This is a genomic window from Spirosoma knui (assembly GCF_054780635.1).
On record NZ_BAAGVY010000001.1, the window covers coordinates 500830 to 517296 of the forward strand.

General features: G+C 52.6%; 11 protein-coding genes. 7 read left to right on the forward strand and 4 right to left on the reverse strand.

All coding sequences use genetic code 11. The annotated features are described in order from the left end of the window. The first annotated feature begins 14 nt into the window (after window positions 1-14). The 5 genes from ACYVIY_RS02045 to ACYVIY_RS02065 all read left to right on the forward strand — a co-directional run bounded on the left by ACYVIY_RS02045 (window position 15) and on the right by ACYVIY_RS02065 (window position 7989). Window positions 15-2432 (forward strand): hypothetical protein, encoded by a 2418-nt coding sequence (locus ACYVIY_RS02045; RefSeq protein ID WP_460974585.1) that lies wholly within the window; start codon window positions 15-17, stop codon window positions 2430-2432. A 158-nt stretch (window positions 2433-2590) separates the two neighbouring features. Continuing rightward, on the forward strand, window positions 2591-2974 hold the full coding sequence (locus ACYVIY_RS02050) for a hypothetical protein (RefSeq protein ID WP_460974586.1): 384 nt from the start codon (window positions 2591-2593) through the stop codon (window positions 2972-2974). 186 nt (window positions 2975-3160) lie between these two features. Next, window positions 3161-5455 (forward strand): efflux RND transporter permease subunit, encoded by a 2295-nt coding sequence (locus ACYVIY_RS02055; RefSeq protein ID WP_460974587.1) that lies wholly within the window; start codon window positions 3161-3163, stop codon window positions 5453-5455. Between the two features lie 24 nt (window positions 5456-5479). Beyond that, a complete protein-coding gene (locus tag ACYVIY_RS02060; protein WP_460974589.1) occupies window positions 5480-6370 on the forward strand; it encodes a YitT family protein in 891 nt (296 codons plus the stop codon). A 383-nt stretch (window positions 6371-6753) separates the two neighbouring features. Continuing rightward, complete coding sequence (locus tag ACYVIY_RS02065) at window positions 6754-7989, forward strand: cation:proton antiporter (protein WP_460974590.1); 1236 nt, start codon at window positions 6754-6756, stop codon at window positions 7987-7989. 329 nt (window positions 7990-8318) lie between these two features. On the opposite strand, the gene ACYVIY_RS02070 is transcribed toward ACYVIY_RS02065, so the two are convergent. From ACYVIY_RS02070 to ACYVIY_RS02080, 3 genes are all read right to left on the reverse strand, one after another. Next, entirely contained in the window at window positions 8319-9635 is a 1317-nt protein-coding gene (locus ACYVIY_RS02070; RefSeq protein WP_460974591.1) for a hypothetical protein, read from the reverse strand. A gap of 456 nt (window positions 9636-10091) precedes the next feature. Then, window positions 10092-10475 (reverse strand): DUF779 domain-containing protein, encoded by a 384-nt coding sequence (locus ACYVIY_RS02075; RefSeq protein WP_460974592.1) that lies wholly within the window; start codon window positions 10473-10475, stop codon window positions 10092-10094. Between the two features lie 114 nt (window positions 10476-10589). Then, complete coding sequence (locus ACYVIY_RS02080) at window positions 10590-12116, reverse strand: aldehyde dehydrogenase family protein (protein WP_460974593.1); 1527 nt, start codon at window positions 12114-12116, stop codon at window positions 10590-10592. A 267-nt stretch (window positions 12117-12383) separates the two neighbouring features. Between ACYVIY_RS02080 and ACYVIY_RS02085 the strand changes: the two genes are divergently transcribed. Then, window positions 12384-13316: an AraC family transcriptional regulator gene (locus ACYVIY_RS02085; RefSeq protein WP_460974594.1), complete on the forward strand. Its 933-nt coding sequence runs from the start codon at window positions 12384-12386 to the stop codon at window positions 13314-13316. A 23-nt stretch (window positions 13317-13339) separates the two neighbouring features. On the opposite strand, the gene ACYVIY_RS02090 is transcribed toward ACYVIY_RS02085, so the two are convergent. Beyond that, complete coding sequence (locus tag ACYVIY_RS02090; protein WP_460974595.1) at window positions 13340-13618, reverse strand: hypothetical protein; 279 nt, start codon at window positions 13616-13618, stop codon at window positions 13340-13342. A gap of 330 nt (window positions 13619-13948) precedes the next feature. On the opposite strand from ACYVIY_RS02090, the gene ACYVIY_RS02095 reads away from it, so the two are divergent. Beyond that, entirely contained in the window at window positions 13949-16459 is a 2511-nt protein-coding gene (locus tag ACYVIY_RS02095) for a PAS domain-containing protein (RefSeq protein ID WP_460974596.1), read from the forward strand. Window positions 16460-16467: the final 8 nt, after the last annotated feature.

The following is a 16467-nucleotide window of genomic DNA, read 5'->3' on the forward strand; positions in this document are numbered from 1 at the left end:
CTGTAAGCAATTCCATGAAGTTCATAAATCACTTTTATCGCATTCTGTTGTCGGGGGTAGCGCTGGCTGGCACTGGAATACCGGCCTGGGCGCAGGACCAGACGCTGACCCGCATTCAGCAGCAGGTCGATACAGACCGTAGTCAGACCTTGCAGGAGAAACTGTTTGTGCATACCGACCGCTCGTTTTACCTGACCGGCGAGACAATGTGGTTTCGGTTCTATTACGTAGACGGCTCGTACCATCGTCCGCTCAATGTAAGCAAAGTAGCGTATCTGGAAGTACTCGATAAAGACCAGAAAGCCGTATTGCAAACCAAAGTGGCGCTCAGTGACGGCAAGGGCACTGGCTCGCTCTTGCTGCCTACGGCGCTAAGCTCTGGGCAGTACGTGCTGCGGGCTTATACGCACTGGATGAAAGCCGTTAGCCCGGAGTTTCTGTTCGAAAAAACAGTCACTATCGTTAATCCGTTCCGAAAGCTCGGCCTGACGGCGCCCACGGATTCCCTGGCCTACGACGTACAATTTTTCCCTGAAGGCGGTAATCTGGTGAATGGGCTGCCCGCTAAAATGGCCTTTAAAGTCGTTGATAGAAAAAGCGGTCGGGGAGTCGACTGCCGGGGTGCTCTGGTGAGCCAAACTAACGATACGCTGGTTCGCTTTACGTCGCTCAAATTCGGTATGGGCCACTTTTCGTTTACTCCCGTCGCCGGAACTCCCTACCGGGTCGTTCTGAAAGATGGACAGGGGCATACAGTAACCCGTAGCCTTCCTCAGATTTATGAGCAGGGCTACACCATGCAGGTCGACGAAGCGAATGCCGATCAGTTGAACGTAACGATTCGGGCTCGCCGTTCGGCTGACGATACTACGAATCCAATTGTTTACCTGGTTGGACATACGCGCCAGTCGGTGAACGTAGCGGAAATGCGGGTGCTACAAAACAACGAAGCTCAGTTTCTGATCCCGAAACAGCGGCTGGGCGAGGGAATTTCGTACCTGACCGTGTTCTCCGGAGCCGCGCAGCCCGTCTGCGAACGACTCTATTTTAAACGCCCCCAGGCAAATCTGCTGATTCAGGCGACTTCAAATCAGCCCACCTACGGAACACGAGCGCCGGTAACGCTCACGCTAAAGGCAAGTGACGCGGCCAATAAGCCGCAGGCCGCTGATCTGTCGGTGTCGGTATACCGCATCGACTCGCTGCAAAGCGGGGAAGGCGCTGGCATTGCCGATTATCTGTGGCTGACATCCGATCTGAAAGGGACCATCGAGTCGCCCGAATATTACCTAACCCATACCGGTGCCGACGTTGATTCGGCCATCGATAACCTGATGCTGACGCAGGGTTGGCGTCGTTTCCGGTGGGAGACCGTATTGCAACCCCGGCCGACGGATCGCAAAGCCGCACCCGAATACGCCGGGCACGTTGTGCAGGGGCGGGTGATGGATAGCCGTACCGGAAAAGCCGCTGCCGATGTTGTGCTATATCTATCGATTCCCGGTAAAGCCATTCAGTTATACAGTACCCGCACCGACGCCCAGGGAGTCGCCCGGTTCGAGGTCGACAACTTTTACGGGCCCAAAGACCTTGTTATGCAGACCGAGCAGCCCGACAGTCTGTACCGTGTCGAAATCATCAACCCTTATGCCGAATCACCTGCCCTGACGCGATTACCCGTTTTTAACCTGGCTGAATCTGTAAAAGAAGAGGTCGTTGCGCGGAGTCTGGCCATGCAGGTGCAGAACAGCTACCACAATCAGTACGTCGTTCAGTCCCGCATCAGCGCCGACAGTTCTACATTTTACGGGGTTCCCGACGAGCGCTACCGGCTGGATGCGTATACGCGGTTTACGATTATGGAAGAGGTCCTGCGGGAATACGTAACGGCGGTTCAGCCCCGCCAGCGGGATCGACACTTTTACCTGCGGGTGAGTAATCTGCCCTACCGGGAGTTTTTCAACGAGGAGCCGCTGATCTTACTGGATGGGGTCCCCATTACCAATACCGATCGGCTGATGGCGTTTAGTCCGCTGAAGATTCAGACGCTGGACGTAGTGGCCCGGCGGTACTTCTTGGGACCGTCGAAGCTATCGGGTATTGTGAGCTTCAGAACTTACAAAGGCGATCTGGCCGGATTCCAGCTGGATCCCCGCCAGGTGGTGCTTGAATACGAGGGGTTGCAGGCGCAGCGTGAGTTTTACGCTCCCCAGTATGCCACCGCTAAGCAGCGAGAAAGCCGCCTACCCGATTTCCGGAATCTGTTGTACTGGAACCCTCAGGTAGCCACCACGCAGCAGGGGCAGGCCATCGTTACGTTCCCTACCGCCGATCAGCAGGGAACTTATTTGGTCGTTGTGCATGGAATGACCACCGACGGGCGGGCGGCTACTGGTCAGCAATCCATTGTTGTCAGCAATGGGCTGAAATAAAACAGGTTACAAAAGAACGCAGGCTTCTTCATCGGCATCTTTCGTGCCGATGAAGAAGCCGTTTTTGCCTCTGTCCGATAAATAGATTGCGCTGGAAGTGGGAACCCAGTTGGCTAAATTGCGCGTTCAGGAAAATAAGATGGACTTTGTTCTGAACTATGCAGAAGAAAAATACGGATATACGGCAATTTGTGAAATGGGTAGGCGGTCTGTTCATCGTCTGGCTATTCACGTCGCTGCCGTTCTGTCCGGAGACCTCTGCGGCTGAATCGGCCACGCAAACGTTCATCAAGCCTGATACGCCCGCTCAGGAAACGGACCCGCGCTGCGTACCCGAACTGCGGGGCAATGTGCCGGTGGCGCTGATTAGTTCACATCTGAGCTTTTCGCCCAGCCCGTCGCCACTTTTTTTGCAGCGGTGGGTCAGCGAGTTTCAACGGGCACCGGGTATTACCCTGCTCAATCAGCCGCATCGGTCCTATTACTCCTTCTGTTTTCTGCGGCTTATACTGGAGCACCAGATTACGATCAACGCCCCCTGACGCATCCGCTCAACTCGTCTCTATGGTTGCTCCTGCCAGCTTTACGGGTGGGTCAACTACTCGTTTTCCTCTTTTTAATCATTGTTTCGGGGCGGGCAGCCGCTGTTGATTGCTCAACGATACGTATCGCTGATCCGACAAGTCCGGTTTCGCAACTGAAACGAATTTAGCTTTATTACTCTGTTTATGTGGTCCGCTGTTGTCCGTGCCATTCTTTCGTTCCGGCTATTCTGGCTAACGTTTCTCGTCTTATTAACTGGGGTCATGGCGTATTTCGGCACCCGACTGCAACTGTCGTATCAAATTGCCAGGGTGCTGCCTTTGTCGGATTCAACCCAGCAGCAATACGAGCGGTTTAAGCAGCGTTTTGGGGCCGACGGTACGTTGATGGTTGTGGGTTGGCAGAGCGACCGCTGGTTCGACCTGCCCGTGTATCAGGGCTGGTACCAGATGACCGAACGGGTGGGTAAGCTGCCGGGTGTGAAACAGGTGCTATCGACTGCGCGCTTTTATAAGCTGGAGAAGCGGGATACGGCCTGGTCACTTCAGCCCGTCATCAGCCAAATGCCGCAGACGCAAGGTGACGTCGACAGTCTGAAAGAACAAGTACTCGCCCTGCCGTTCTACGAAGGGCTGTTGTACAACCCGGCCACGAAGTCAACCCTGCTGGCCATTACGTTCGACGAGCGGAAACTAAACTCCCGCGACCGCATTGCGCTGGTCGCGACCATTCGGCAGTACGGTCGGGAGTTTGCCGAGAAAAATAAGATTACGCTGCATTATTCGGGACTGCCTTCCATCCGGACGGAGGTCATGAAGAAAGTCTCCAGCGAGATGAAGCTGTTTATGGGGCTCGCTGCGGGCGTAACGGGCCTGATGGTCTGGCTCTTGTTCCGGTCGGGCCGGGTGGTCTGGCTGTCGTTGGTGGTGGTGGCGATGGGCGTTTGTATCGCGCTCGGAACCCTGTCGCTGCTGGGCTACGAAATCACCTTGCTGACCGGGCTGCTGCCGCCTTTGCTCATCGTTATCGGTGTACCGAACTGCGTCTTTCTGGTGAACAAATACCACGAAGAACTGGATCTGCACGGCGACAAACAGCGGGCGTTAGCAACTATGATCCGGCAGATTGGCCTGTCGGCCCTGCTGGCGAACGTAACGACGGCCATCGGCTTTGGCGTATTCTATTTTACGAACAGCCGACTGCTGATGGAGTTTGGCGTGGTGGCGGCTATCTGCGTGATGGCCGTATACGTAATTTGTCTGGTTATGGTGCCGATTCTGCTGAGCTACCTGCCTGTGCCGAAAACGACGCAGCGGCAAACCAGTCAGGAAGGACGCTGGCGGAGTCTGCTGACCCGCATCGATGGGTGGGTGCAGCACCGCCGACCGATCATCTACGGCTCTATTGCCTTGATTACATTGATCAGTGCAATAGGAACCCGCTTTATTCGCGTAGAAGGCTACATAGTAGACGACCTGCCGAAGAACGATCCAGTGTATACGGACCTGCGGTTCATTGAGCAGCAGTTTAAAGGCGCGTTGCCGCTGGAAGTGATGATTGATACGGGGCAGCCCAACGGGGTATTTGCCAATGCGGGAGGTGCTCTTTACAAAATTCGGGCGCTGGAGCGGATCATGGACGATTACCCCGAGTTTTCGAAGCCGAACTCGCTGATCGACGCCATTCGGTTTGCCTACCAGACGTACCGCGGTGGTGACCCGCGGTATTACGTCTTGCCGCCCGCGATGGAGTTGAAAAAAATGGTTGGCGATACGCCACTAAGTGGTGGTCAGTCGTCCGTCGCAAAGTCGTTTCTGGATGCCGACCGGCGGGTAACGCGGGTCAGCTATCAGATGGCTGACGTTGGCTCTATCCGGCTGCAAACCATTCTGGATCATCTGCGTCCCCGGCTCGACTCGCTCGTGGCCGGTACGCCCTACCGAATTCAGTTGACGGGCCACAGTCTGGTGTTTCTACAGAGTAACGATTACCTGCTAGGTAATCTGTACGAGAGTTTGCTGATTGCCATTCTGCTGATTGCGCTGGTCGGTATGGTGCTGTTTCGGTCGATTCCCATCATTCTGCTGTCAAAGCTGCCGTGTCTAATTCCGCTGGTGGTGACAGCCGGTATTATGGGCTACGCTGGTATTGCCTTTAAGCCGTCTACGATTCTGATTTTCAGCATCGCGTTCGGGCTCGCGTCCGACGGCACCGTCTATTTTCTGACCAGCTATCGCCGACAGCTTCAGGCTGGTCTCGAACCGGTGGCTGCGATTTCGGGCGCTATTCACGAAACCGGCATTAGCCTGATCTACACCGCCCTGATTCTGGCGGGCGGGTTTGGCGTTTTTGCGGCTTCGAGTTTTGGTGGTACAGCCGCCCTGGGCGTACTGGTCGCAACGACAGTGCTGATGGCCTGTCTGACTAATCTGATTTTGTTACCGGCGCTTTTGCTGACGCTTAAGCGCTATCGTGTATAAAAGAACTAAACCATTATTAACAATATGGTATCGACACAAGTAATTCCATCTACCAGTGAGAGCTACCTTCGCTGGCTAAAAGACCTTGCCTTTCTGTGCGCGGGCGTACTCTGCGCGGGTATGGGCTTAAAAGGGTTTTTATTACCCAACAACTTTCTTGATGGGGGGGCGATGGGTATATCGCTGCTCCTCGAACTGCTCACGGGTACGGAACTCGCCCTGCTGGTCATTATTGTCAATATGCCCTTCATCTGGATGGGCTACCGGCAAATCTCACCGGGTTTTGCCATTCGTACGGTCGTGGCCATCGGCTTGCTGGCCCTCTGTCTGGTTGTGGTGCCGTACCCATTGATAACCAACGATAAGCTCTTGATTTCCGTGTTTGGCGGCTTCTTCCTGGGTGCCGGTATTGGACTGGCCATTCGGGGTGGGGGCGTTCTCGACGGTACCGAGGTCCTGGCGATTTACGTCAGCCGTCGTACGGCCCTGACCGTGGGTGATGTCATTATGGTCATCAACGTTCTGGTGTTCGGAGCCGCGGCCCTGCTCACCAACATCGAAACGGCGTTGTACGCCATGCTGACGTATCTGGCGGCTTCAAAAACCATTGACTTTCTTATCCACGGGATTGAGGAATACACCGCTGTTATCATCGTTTCAGACCAGCACGAAGCCATTCGGCAGATGGTTACCGAAGAGATGGGCCGTGGTGTTACGGTGCTCAAGGGAGAAAAAGGGTATGGTAAGCGCGGTCACCGGCAGAATGACACCAACATTTTGTACGCGGTAGTTACCCGACTTGAATTAACCCGCCTGAAAGATCGGATTGCCCATATCGACGATCAGGCGTTCATTGTCAACCATAGCATTGATGATGCAAAAGGCGGTATGGTAAAAGGTCGGCCTCTGCACTAAACCCGGCGTTAATCCCAACAAACGGAGTAAGAGCAGTAGGTGCTCACTACCCAGCTCACGAAAGGAGGGACGCAGACCTGCCAATCATTGGCAGGTCTGCTCCTGTCTAGGTTGAGCGTAACCGGTTGAACCGCTGGCAAAACCGGTGGCCTTTACTACGTTAGGGGGATCATCATAGCAGCCGAGCTGCTACTCAGCTTATTTATTACGTTGTTAAGCGGAACCATAAGACTGCTTTATGGGGCTGATGACTGCGCTGGTACGTACTACGTACACCTACAGTGTAGCCTGAGTTAAGACAAGTAAGTACAGTCGAGTAGGTAACTCCGCTGGCGTTCAAATCAGGAAAACAGGCTCACTACGGGTTAGCCGAAACCGATACGATGATTTCATACAATATATTGCTGGTTGTGCTGGGCGTGGCCATTCTGGCGGTTGCCTGGTTACCTTCGCTGCTTAAAGATCACCCGCTTTCGTATTCGATGGTAGTGGTCGCGCTGGGGCTGATGATATACGCCTTTCCGCTGCCACTGCCGACACCCGATCCAATTCAGCACAAAACGATCACGACGCATTTAAGTGAATTGTGCGTCATTATTGCGCTAACCGGTACAGGACTTAAAATTGACCGACGCTTTTCGCTCCGGCGGTGGCGAATTCCAATTCGGCTGGTTCTAATTACCATGATCCTGACCATTGGCGGTACGGTGCTGGCGAGCTGGTATGGGTTGGGTTTGCATCCGGCGTCGGCTTTGCTGCTAGCGGCTGCTCTGGCACCTACTGACCCCGTACTGGCCAGTGATGTGCAGGTCGGCGACCCCGGAGAGGGGCAGGAAGACAACGTTCGCTTTGCTCTGACGGGTGAAGCGGGACTAAACGACGGGCTGGCTTTTCCGTTTGTGTATGCTGCCCTGGCCCTGTTGCCTTCGGCTACGCCGTTGAGTACCCGACTGTTCGATTGGCTGACGATGGATGTTGTTTACCGGATAGCTGTTGGGCTGGTGGCGGGTTGGTTGTCGGGGAAGCTGCTGTCGCTGTTGATCTTTAAATTGCCGCAGCGCATCAGCATCAAGACGTCAGCGTACGGGTTCGTTGTGATGGCCGTTACGTTGACGACCTACGGACTTACCGAACTGATTGAAGGATACGGCTTTCTGGCAGTTTTTATTGCGTCCATTACGTTGCGCAGTTACGAACGTAGCCACGAGTACCACCGGCAGATGCATGATTTCTCCGATCAGATCGAGCGGGTCTTTATCGTGATTCTGCTGCTCTTGTTCGGGGGAGCCATCGGACAGGGGTTACTGGCCTCGCTGACGTGGCCGGACGTAGGGCTGGGGTTGGCGCTTTTGCTCATTATTCGCCCTATATCGGGAATGGTAACGCTGATCGGAACCCGAACGACTAACAGCGAACGTTGGGTGATTTCTCTTTTCGGGATTCGGGGTATCGGCTCGTTTTTTTACCTGTCGTACGGACTGGAGCACGGCTATTTTCCCGATGCGGAGCGGCTCTGGGCAATCCTGGGCTTTGTGGTCCTGGTTTCGATTATCTTCCACGGCATTTTGGCAACGCCCGTCATGAACTGGCTCGACCGGCGACACCAGCGCATCGGCTGAGTAAAAAGGCTTGTTATATCTTGATTTCTACTAATCCCTCATTTTGAATTCTGACTTGCTTTGTTGTTGCTAAAAGTCGTCACTAACGGAAATACGCTGACGATACAGGATTTATTATCACAGATTAAAATCATACAACCGTGAGTTTACCATTTATCAGAAAGATGAATTTCATAAACTCAGGTGTACTGCTAAAAATTATCCGTTATATACGTTTGTCATTATTCGCCAGAATATACTAATAAATGGGCTTTTTTTACCGTCGCCTAGTGAAAAATTGGGTAGTTTAATAGTTCAAAGTAGCTAAAAGCGACCGACCATCTACTAATTTATTTCTCTACACTAATTTCAACGGTAAAGCTGCCGCTGTTGTTGGAAGGATCATTATCATTAATCTGGAGCTGGAGTGGCCCATCCGCTGGTGCAACAAACGTTTTGAGCGTACCTACACTAAACCAATTACCATCTCCGATCCGGCCAATCAAAGATCCGTGCCGAAGTTCACGGGCTACACTATAACTCTCAAAACCATCAATTCCGTTGGGGTCGCCTGAGCCCGCAAAGAAGCCAAGGGTAATGGATCCGGAAGCGGCTACGGTTATTTTATCGCCTTTGGCAACATCCATGGCCGCCGTTTGGGTCGATGAGTTAATTACAAGCTTTTTGATTGTGGGCTTACTTGCAGTCGACGAAAACCAGCCTGCCAACGTTTCTTTAACCGTATCAAGGAAGCCCGTTGATTTTGTTTTAACAGCCTCATAGGTGCCCATCGTGGAAGGATTCCGTAGCAGCGATCGGCGGTTGCGGGCTTTCTCTGTGTTTTCCTGTAAATAGTCAAGTGTCCTTCTGCGGTCTTCTGCCCGTTCTGCTACCCGCTCAGCGGCATAGTCCATATCTTCCTGAGACATGCCAGAAGTCGCAATTTTATCATAAGCTATGGCATCTTCATCGGCAGACAGGCGGGAGCGTTTACGGGCTATGCCTTCTAATTCTTCATGCCAACGACCTTCGGCCTCATTGCGAAGCGCTTCATGCTTCAGATTGACAGCCAAAATTTCCTCTACCGTTGGCGTCTTTTTAGTGGTGCATCGCCCCCCTTTGGCAAAGATGGAAACGTCGTAATTGAAAAAGCGTTGGCCGTTTATATCGACTGGAATGTGCCCGGAGCTTTGGGAAATATCGCCGTTCAAAGCTACCATGTAGCTAAATGGTTTATAAACAATCGACTCGCCATTTACATCTACCGTTAACGAATCTCCTGACTCGGGGAACGAATAAACGTCCTTCCGATCATTCATGATAAAAGCGGCCATATGAGTACCGTTGCCGAGCTTATCCTTAGCGATCTCGACTTCAATCGTATCTGTGCGATCGCCATAGCGAATTCCATCGTTAATGATCATAGAGCCAACCAGGGTGATACCGTACTGATAGTTGATAGTTGCGCAGTAAATTCCGGGTTCGAGATATTTAAGCCCGTGGTGATCAACGATTAATTGATTGACCTCTACCCGTTGTTCGAGTGGGCTGGTTGGTGAGACAGGATACTCGTCTAATAAACTACGGGTTCGGCTGCTATCCGAACAGGCAGTTAACAGCAATGGGAAGCAGAGAAGATACGTGAAACGTTTGGAGAACGAGTGCATAAGTGGATAGATGATAGATAGTATGAATGGCAACAATTCGGCTACAAAACTAGCTAAAGGTAGCCGCTCCGCTGAAATGCATTTAATATAACCCAGTAGAACGCTATTGATTTTACTATCCGGCTGACAACCTATCGATGAGCAGTTAAGTGTATATACCGTTCCGATGACGACTACACCGTTTGGTAAGAAACACACGATGCCTTCACTAGTAAAAGACGGATCTTGACTTGCTACATAGATACGCCTTACTCAGGCATCAATACCATGACATTCGTTACAGAATTTGTCTGGAATACAGATGAATTACAACTGACTAGTTAGTTTTAGGCTAACTGGGTTCAGCCTAGCCAGTAGCGTATTAGGCAGGAAAGGGCAAAGCAATTAGAAGTTAAACGGAGGCACTACCTGATTTCTCGTTGCGTAAGAACGTAACGGGCGTTTAGGTTTATCGGGTTACTGGCCGTTTCGGATGGGCGTTAGCTGCTGATATTCCTCCTCGGTAAACAAACGGGAGCGGATCAGGAAACGAATCCCCATCGGGATTTCCAGCGAGAAGCTGGCACCCCGGCCGGGCGTAACGTCGATCGTTAAATGGGTATGTTTCCAGTACGTAAACTGATCTTCTGACATCCAGAAATCACAGTCCTCGATCTGACCCAGCCAAACGTCGCTGGCACCAATGATGAAATCGCCTTTCGCAAAGCACATTGGTGACGAGCCATCGCAGCAGCCCCCACTCTGGTGAAACATCAGCGGTCCGTGCTGGTCGCGTAGCTTGTGGATAACGTCAATGGCGGCCGGTGTGGCATCAACGCGGGAAACGGTTTGAGAGGTCATAACGAGTCAACAGGCAAATGAAAAAGGGAATGAGCGAAAGGGCGATTGAGGGAATGACACAGTTGCGTTCAATAGTCATACCCTTATTCACCCAGTCGCTCATTCCCTCATTCGTTAAAAGAAACCTAGTTTGCTTTTGCTATAGGAGATCAGCAGGTTTTTCGTCTGGCGATAGTGGTTGAGCATCATGTGGTGGTTCTCCCGACCAAAGCCCGACTTCTTGTAACCGCCGAAGGGCGCGTGGGCCGGATACTGGTGGTAACAGTTAACCCACACACGACCCGCCTGAATCTGACGCGGAATCTGGTACAGTTCATGGGCATCGCGCGACCAGAAGCCAGCGCCGAGGCCGTATAACGTATCATTGGCGATTTCCAGCGCTTCGTTGGCGTCTTTAAAGGTCGTTACCGAAACAACCGGGCCAAAAATCTCTTCCTGGAACACCCGCATCTTGTTGTTGCCTTTGAAGATGGTTGGTTTGATGTAATAGCCCGTTTCCAGCCCATTGCCAACCAGTCCAGCCGGTCCACCACCGGTGAGCACTTCGGCTCCTTCCTGTTTGCCAATGTCAATATACGACAGAATTTTCTCGTACTGGTCGTTGCTGGCCTGGGCACCCATCATCGTGTTAGGGTCCAGCGGGTGACCTAGTTTAATGGCTTCGGTACGCTGAATGACCCGTTCCATGAATCGGTCATACATACGTTCATGCACCAGCATCCGTGACGGACAGGTGCATACTTCGCCCTGGTTGAGGGCAAACATGACCGCACCTTCCACGCACTTATCGAAGAACTCGTCGTCGGCATCCGCTACCGAATCCATGAAGATATTAGGCGACTTACCCCCCAGCTCCATCGTTACCGGGATCAGGTTTTCCGAGGCATACTGCATAATCAGCCGCCCCGTCGTTGTCTCACCCGTAAAGGCCACCTTAGCTACGCGTTTGGATTGAGCCAGGGGTTTTCCAGCTTCGGGTCCGAAGCCGTTGACGATATTGATCACGCCCGGCGGAATCAGGCCTTCGAGCAGTTCCATCAGCACCAGAATCGATGTGGGCGTCTGCTCGGCGGGTTTCATCACCACGCAGCAGCCTGCCGCCAGCGCCGGGGCTAGCTTCCAGGTCGCCATCAGCAGCGGGAAGTTCCAGGGAATAATCTGCCCGACAACCCCGATAGGCTCCTTGATAATCATGGAGACGGTGTCGGCGTCCAGTTCCGAAACAGCCCCTTCTTCGGCGCGGATCACACCGGCAAAGTAGCGGAAATGGTCGACGCAGAGGGGAAGGTCAGCGGCCATCGTTTCACGTACCGCCTTTCCATTTTCAACCGTTTCGACACGAGCCAGAAACTCCAGATTCTGCTCGATCCGGTCTGCAATTTTCAGGAGCATATTACTCCGTTCGGTGGCCGATGTACGCGACCAGCTCGCAAACGCTTTGTGCGCTGCATCCAGCGCCAACTCTATATCAGCCGCTTTGGAGCGGGGCACACGGGCAATCAGGCTATCGTCAACCGGTGACGTATTGTTGAAGTATTCGCCATCGACGGGGGCTACCCACTTACCGCCAATGTAGTTTTCATACTGAGTTTTAAACTGCGGCCGGGGCAAAATTTTGCTGGGTGCTTCTAAGACTTCCATGTGACAGTAATTACGTTAGGAATTAGATTTGTCACAAAGTTTGTCTGAATCGTTCAATAAAGAGTTGAGCGATTGTATCGACTGATTACACAATCCTATCAAAATGGCTCAAATTAAACTGTGCTATTAATCACGTCAGTACTTTTATAAAACCAACAATTTTTATAACATTACAAATAAACTACTCGTTGAAAATGTATAGTTTGCCGTTTCCTGTCTGTTCATTTTACTAGAATTGACAGATGGCTACCATTCTTCCCTTCCCGCATGAAACGTGTACCCACAACCCAGCTAGACATCTCCCGGCATCTTCAAACCCGACGTTTGGAACAGGAAGTCGAAAACCGGACGGCTTACACTATCGATACCGCCGAACTGACCATTTACGAAACGCAGCACGTAGCCGAAAAGGTAGAACTGACGTTTACGAGTCCGGTGCTGGCGAGTATGATCCGAGGGAAAAAAGTGATGCACCTGCCCGGTACACCTTCTTTCGATTTTCTGCCGGGTGAGTCGGTGATTGTACCCAGCCAGGAAACCATGCGGATTGATTTTCCCGAAGCGCAGCACCAGAACCCGACCCAATGCCTGGCCCTGGCCATTGCGCCCGATAAAGTACGCCAGGTAACAGATCTGCTCAACGATCGGGCTCCCCTCATCGACAATGCACAGGGCTGGCAGTTCGGCCAGCATAACTTTTTCTTAACCAACGATGAGCCCATCCATCAGCTGGTTGCCCGACTGATTTACATCTTTACCGAGAACAACCAGGCGAAAGAGGTTTTTGCCAATCTGGTTATTCAGGAATTAGTGGTTCGGCTGATGCAGACACAGGCCCGTACGTTCCTGCTTAGCCCCGAAACTGCGCTGGCTAATGTAAACCGGCTGGCGCACGTAGCCCAGTACATCAACCGGAACTTGAGCCGGCTTCTGCCGATTCGGGAATTGGCTGACGAAGCCTGCATGAGCGAGCCGAGTTTTTACCGCACCTTCAAGCAAACGTTTGGCATGACGCCCGTTGATTACATCAATCAGCAGCGGATTAGTTTAGCCTCCAAGTTGTTACGTACTACCAATCGCTGTCTGGCCGATATCAGTCAGGATTGTGGCTTCAATAACCTCACCTATTTTATGAAGCTGTTCCGGCGCGAAATCGGTATGTCGCCCGCGCAGTATCGCAAACAAGGCATACTGACCTAGCCTTAGGCCGGGTTACTCAGGTGCTATGCGTCAAAGGTTAGTACGTAGAGCAGGATGATAAATACGGTCAATAGGGGCAAGCAGCCGATAATACCGACCAGACGGGGCCAAAGCGCGAGCGTGTTCCAGTGCTTGTAGAGCAGAATGGCTACAGCCAACGAGAAAAGTGCCCCGACCAGGAAGGCAAACGAGCCTGCATAGCCCGCACCACCTTCGAAGCGCGAGCCGTATGTGCCAATGAACAGACCTCCTCCGCTGATAAGCATTGCCAGTGCCGACAAACTATACAGAGCTAATAACATACTATAACAGGTTGAGAACAGACAAACGTAACCGATCGAATCGCTAGTAACCAGGTCCGGTTGGTAATGGGTGGGTTCGGAGGAATAACTGGCCACGGGAAGCGTACGATCTTCGAGTCAGATTCGTTTTCTAAAAAGCATTCATAAACAACCCCACTGCTTTTCATAAACAACCCGTATGCTTATTCGTGTTGTAGATAGAGCGTCGGCCTGCGTTATGATGCAAACTAAACGCGATTCTCATTTATTACTGGCCGGACGCTGCCTGTCTTTACGAAGTTGTTGGCGTAAAAACAGGGACGAGTAAAGATTAGACGATCTACAGGTAATTTGAACACAGCACCTATTCATAAGCACGCTTTCTTACAAGGCGGAGGAAAACTCGGCGAACTTACTCGTACCTACGACTGGTCGAAAACCTCAGTGGGATCACCCGACCACTGGCCGCCAGGCTTGCGTACCACGTTGGGTGTGTTGCTGCACGCAGCTTCTCCCATGGCGCTGTTTTGGGGGGAAGAATTCCTGTGTTTTTATAACGATGCGTTTCAATCCGGTTTCGACGGGGCTGGTGAACACCCGGCGGTCGGTCAGCGAGGAGCTGCAGTTTGGCCCGAGACCTGGGAACGTATTGAGCCGCTCCTTGCGCGCGTTATGGAAACTGGCGAATCCGTTTCTGACAGAAGTCCGCTGGTTCCCTTAAGGCATAGTGGTTCAGATGATCCGTGTTGGACCTTTACGTATAATCCGGTTTACGGAGATACGAATCAGATCAGTGGAGTGCTGGTGACAGCACTGGAAATTACCGGCAACGTAACGACTGCAGATAGCCTCCCGACGTCTGAACAGCGCCTGCGAAGCCTGGTGCTGGAAGCCCCGGTAGCTATGGGGCTGTTCGTTGGCGCAACCCACCATGTTGAAGTCGCCAACACAGCACTGCTCCAGTTTTGGGGCAAAGATGCATCGGTGCTGGGTAAGCCCTTCCGGGAGGTGGTACCCGAACTGGAGGAGCAAGGATTCTCTGCAATACTGGATAACGTCTTTGGTAGTGGTGATACTTACGAAGGCAAAGCTGCCCCAGCTACTCTATGCATTGATGGGAAATGGTCCACGCATTATTTCGATTTTTCCTGTAAGCCGATACGTAATTCGAGTGGAGACATCTACGGCATTTTGAATACGGCGGTTGACGTGACCGAACGGGTGGTTGGGCAGCAGCAGATGGAAAAAGTGCATCGGGAACTGCTGAGTTCATTTGAACAGTCGCCGGCTGCGATTGCGATTATCACCGGGCCAGACCTTCGTTTCCAGATGGCCAATCCCTTTTATGGCGAGCTGGTGGGCCGCTCTTCCGATCAATTGATTGGAAAAACGTTGCTGGATGCCTTACCGGAGTTGAGTGGCCAGGGATTTGACCAGTTACTCCGGCAGGTTATCGACACCGGAACCGCGTATACCGCCAATGAAGTAGCCGTTAATATTATTCGGAAGAAAGGTCCCGAGACTATTTATGTCGATTTAACGTATCAGCCCTGGCGCGAAGCAGACCAGCACGTTTCGGGGGTGCTGGTGGTGGCAACAGACGTAACGGCGCAGGTGCTCAGCCGGAAAGAAATAGAAGCCAGCGAAGCCAAACTACGCAGCCTGGTCGAAAGTGCGCCTTTCCCGATTGGGGTGTACGTCGGGAAGGAAATGGTCATTCAACTCGCCAACCAGTCTATCATCGACGTATGGGGAAAAGGAAACGATGTGATTGGAAAGCGGTATGCCGACGTATTGCCCGAACTGGCCAGTCAGCATATTTACACTCAGCTCGACCAGGTATATATGACCGGTATTCCGTTCCACGCGCATAACCAGCGGGTTGATCTGGTAACCGACGGTGTTTTACAGCCATATTACTTCAAATACAGTTTCACTCCTCTCTACGATGCCGACGGACGGATATATGGGGTGATGAACACCGCAGCCGACGTAACGGATCTGATGCTGGCCAGGCAGAAGCTGGAAGAAAGCGAAATCCGTCTCCGAAGCTTATCAACCGAGCTGGACGCGCAGGTGCAGCAGCGTACGCAGGAGCTTGCTGCCACCAACGAAGAACTGCGGGAAGCCAATGTGTTACTAGTGCGGTCCAACCATAATCTGGAGCAGTTTGCCTACATCGCCAGTCACGACCTACAGGAGCCTTTGCGCAAGATCCAGCAGTTCGGCGATCTGCTCCAAACGCGCTATGGTCACCAGTTGGACGAAGGTACACCGTATCTGGAGCGGATGCAGACGGCGGCCAGTCGTATGTCCATGCTGATACGTGACCTGCTGAACTTCTCCCGGATCTCAACGGGGCAGGAGGTTGACACCCGGGTTGCGCTGGATCTGGTCGTCAACGCCGTACTGGCCGATCTGGAACTAACCATTCAGGAGACCGGTACCGTAATCCACATTGAATCGCTGCCGACGGTGCCGGGCGACGCTTCTCAACTGGGGCAGCTGTTTCAGAACCTGCTGTCGAACGCCATCAAATTTCGTCGGCCGGATGTAGCCCCGATCATTCGCATCACCACTCAGGTGGTAGCAGTCTCCGCCCTGCCCTCCCATGTTAAGCCGACACGGGCGGCCGCGCTATATACACGTATTGACGTGATCGACAATGGCATTGGCTTTGACGAGAAGTACCTGGACCGCATCTTTCAGGTGTTCCAGCGGCTGCACGGCAAAGGACAATACGCAGGCACGGGCATTGGCCTGGCCGTTTGCGAGAAAGTGGCTACTAACCACGGAGGGGCCATTACCGCCAGCAGCCAGCCTGGTCAGGGCGCTACGTTTAGCGTGTACCTGCCTAACTGAACCGGCCG

Bases quoted from the DNA above. Each gene is read 5' to 3' on its own strand.
- ACYVIY_RS02045 (WP_460974585.1), top strand. From the start codon at position 15: ATGAAGTTCATAAATCACTTTTATCGCATTCTGTTGTCGGGGGTAGCG.
- ACYVIY_RS02050 (WP_460974586.1), top strand. From the start codon at position 2,591: ATGCAGAAGAAAAATACGGATATACGGCAATTTGTGAAATGGGTAGGC.
- ACYVIY_RS02055 (WP_460974587.1), top strand. From the start codon at position 3,161: ATGTGGTCCGCTGTTGTCCGTGCCATTCTTTCGTTCCGGCTATTCTGG.
- ACYVIY_RS02060 (WP_460974589.1), top strand. From the start codon at position 5,480: ATGGTATCGACACAAGTAATTCCATCTACCAGTGAGAGCTACCTTCGC.
- ACYVIY_RS02065 (WP_460974590.1), top strand. From the start codon at position 6,754: ATGATTTCATACAATATATTGCTGGTTGTGCTGGGCGTGGCCATTCTG.
- ACYVIY_RS02070 (WP_460974591.1), bottom strand. From the start codon at position 9,635: ATGCACTCGTTCTCCAAACGTTTCACGTATCTTCTCTGCTTCCCATTG.
- ACYVIY_RS02075 (WP_460974592.1), bottom strand. From the start codon at position 10,475: ATGACCTCTCAAACCGTTTCCCGCGTTGATGCCACACCGGCCGCCATT.
- ACYVIY_RS02080 (WP_460974593.1), bottom strand. From the start codon at position 12,116: ATGGAAGTCTTAGAAGCACCCAGCAAAATTTTGCCCCGGCCGCAGTTT.
- ACYVIY_RS02085 (WP_460974594.1), top strand. From the start codon at position 12,384: ATGAAACGTGTACCCACAACCCAGCTAGACATCTCCCGGCATCTTCAA.
- ACYVIY_RS02090 (WP_460974595.1), bottom strand. From the start codon at position 13,618: ATGTTATTAGCTCTGTATAGTTTGTCGGCACTGGCAATGCTTATCAGC.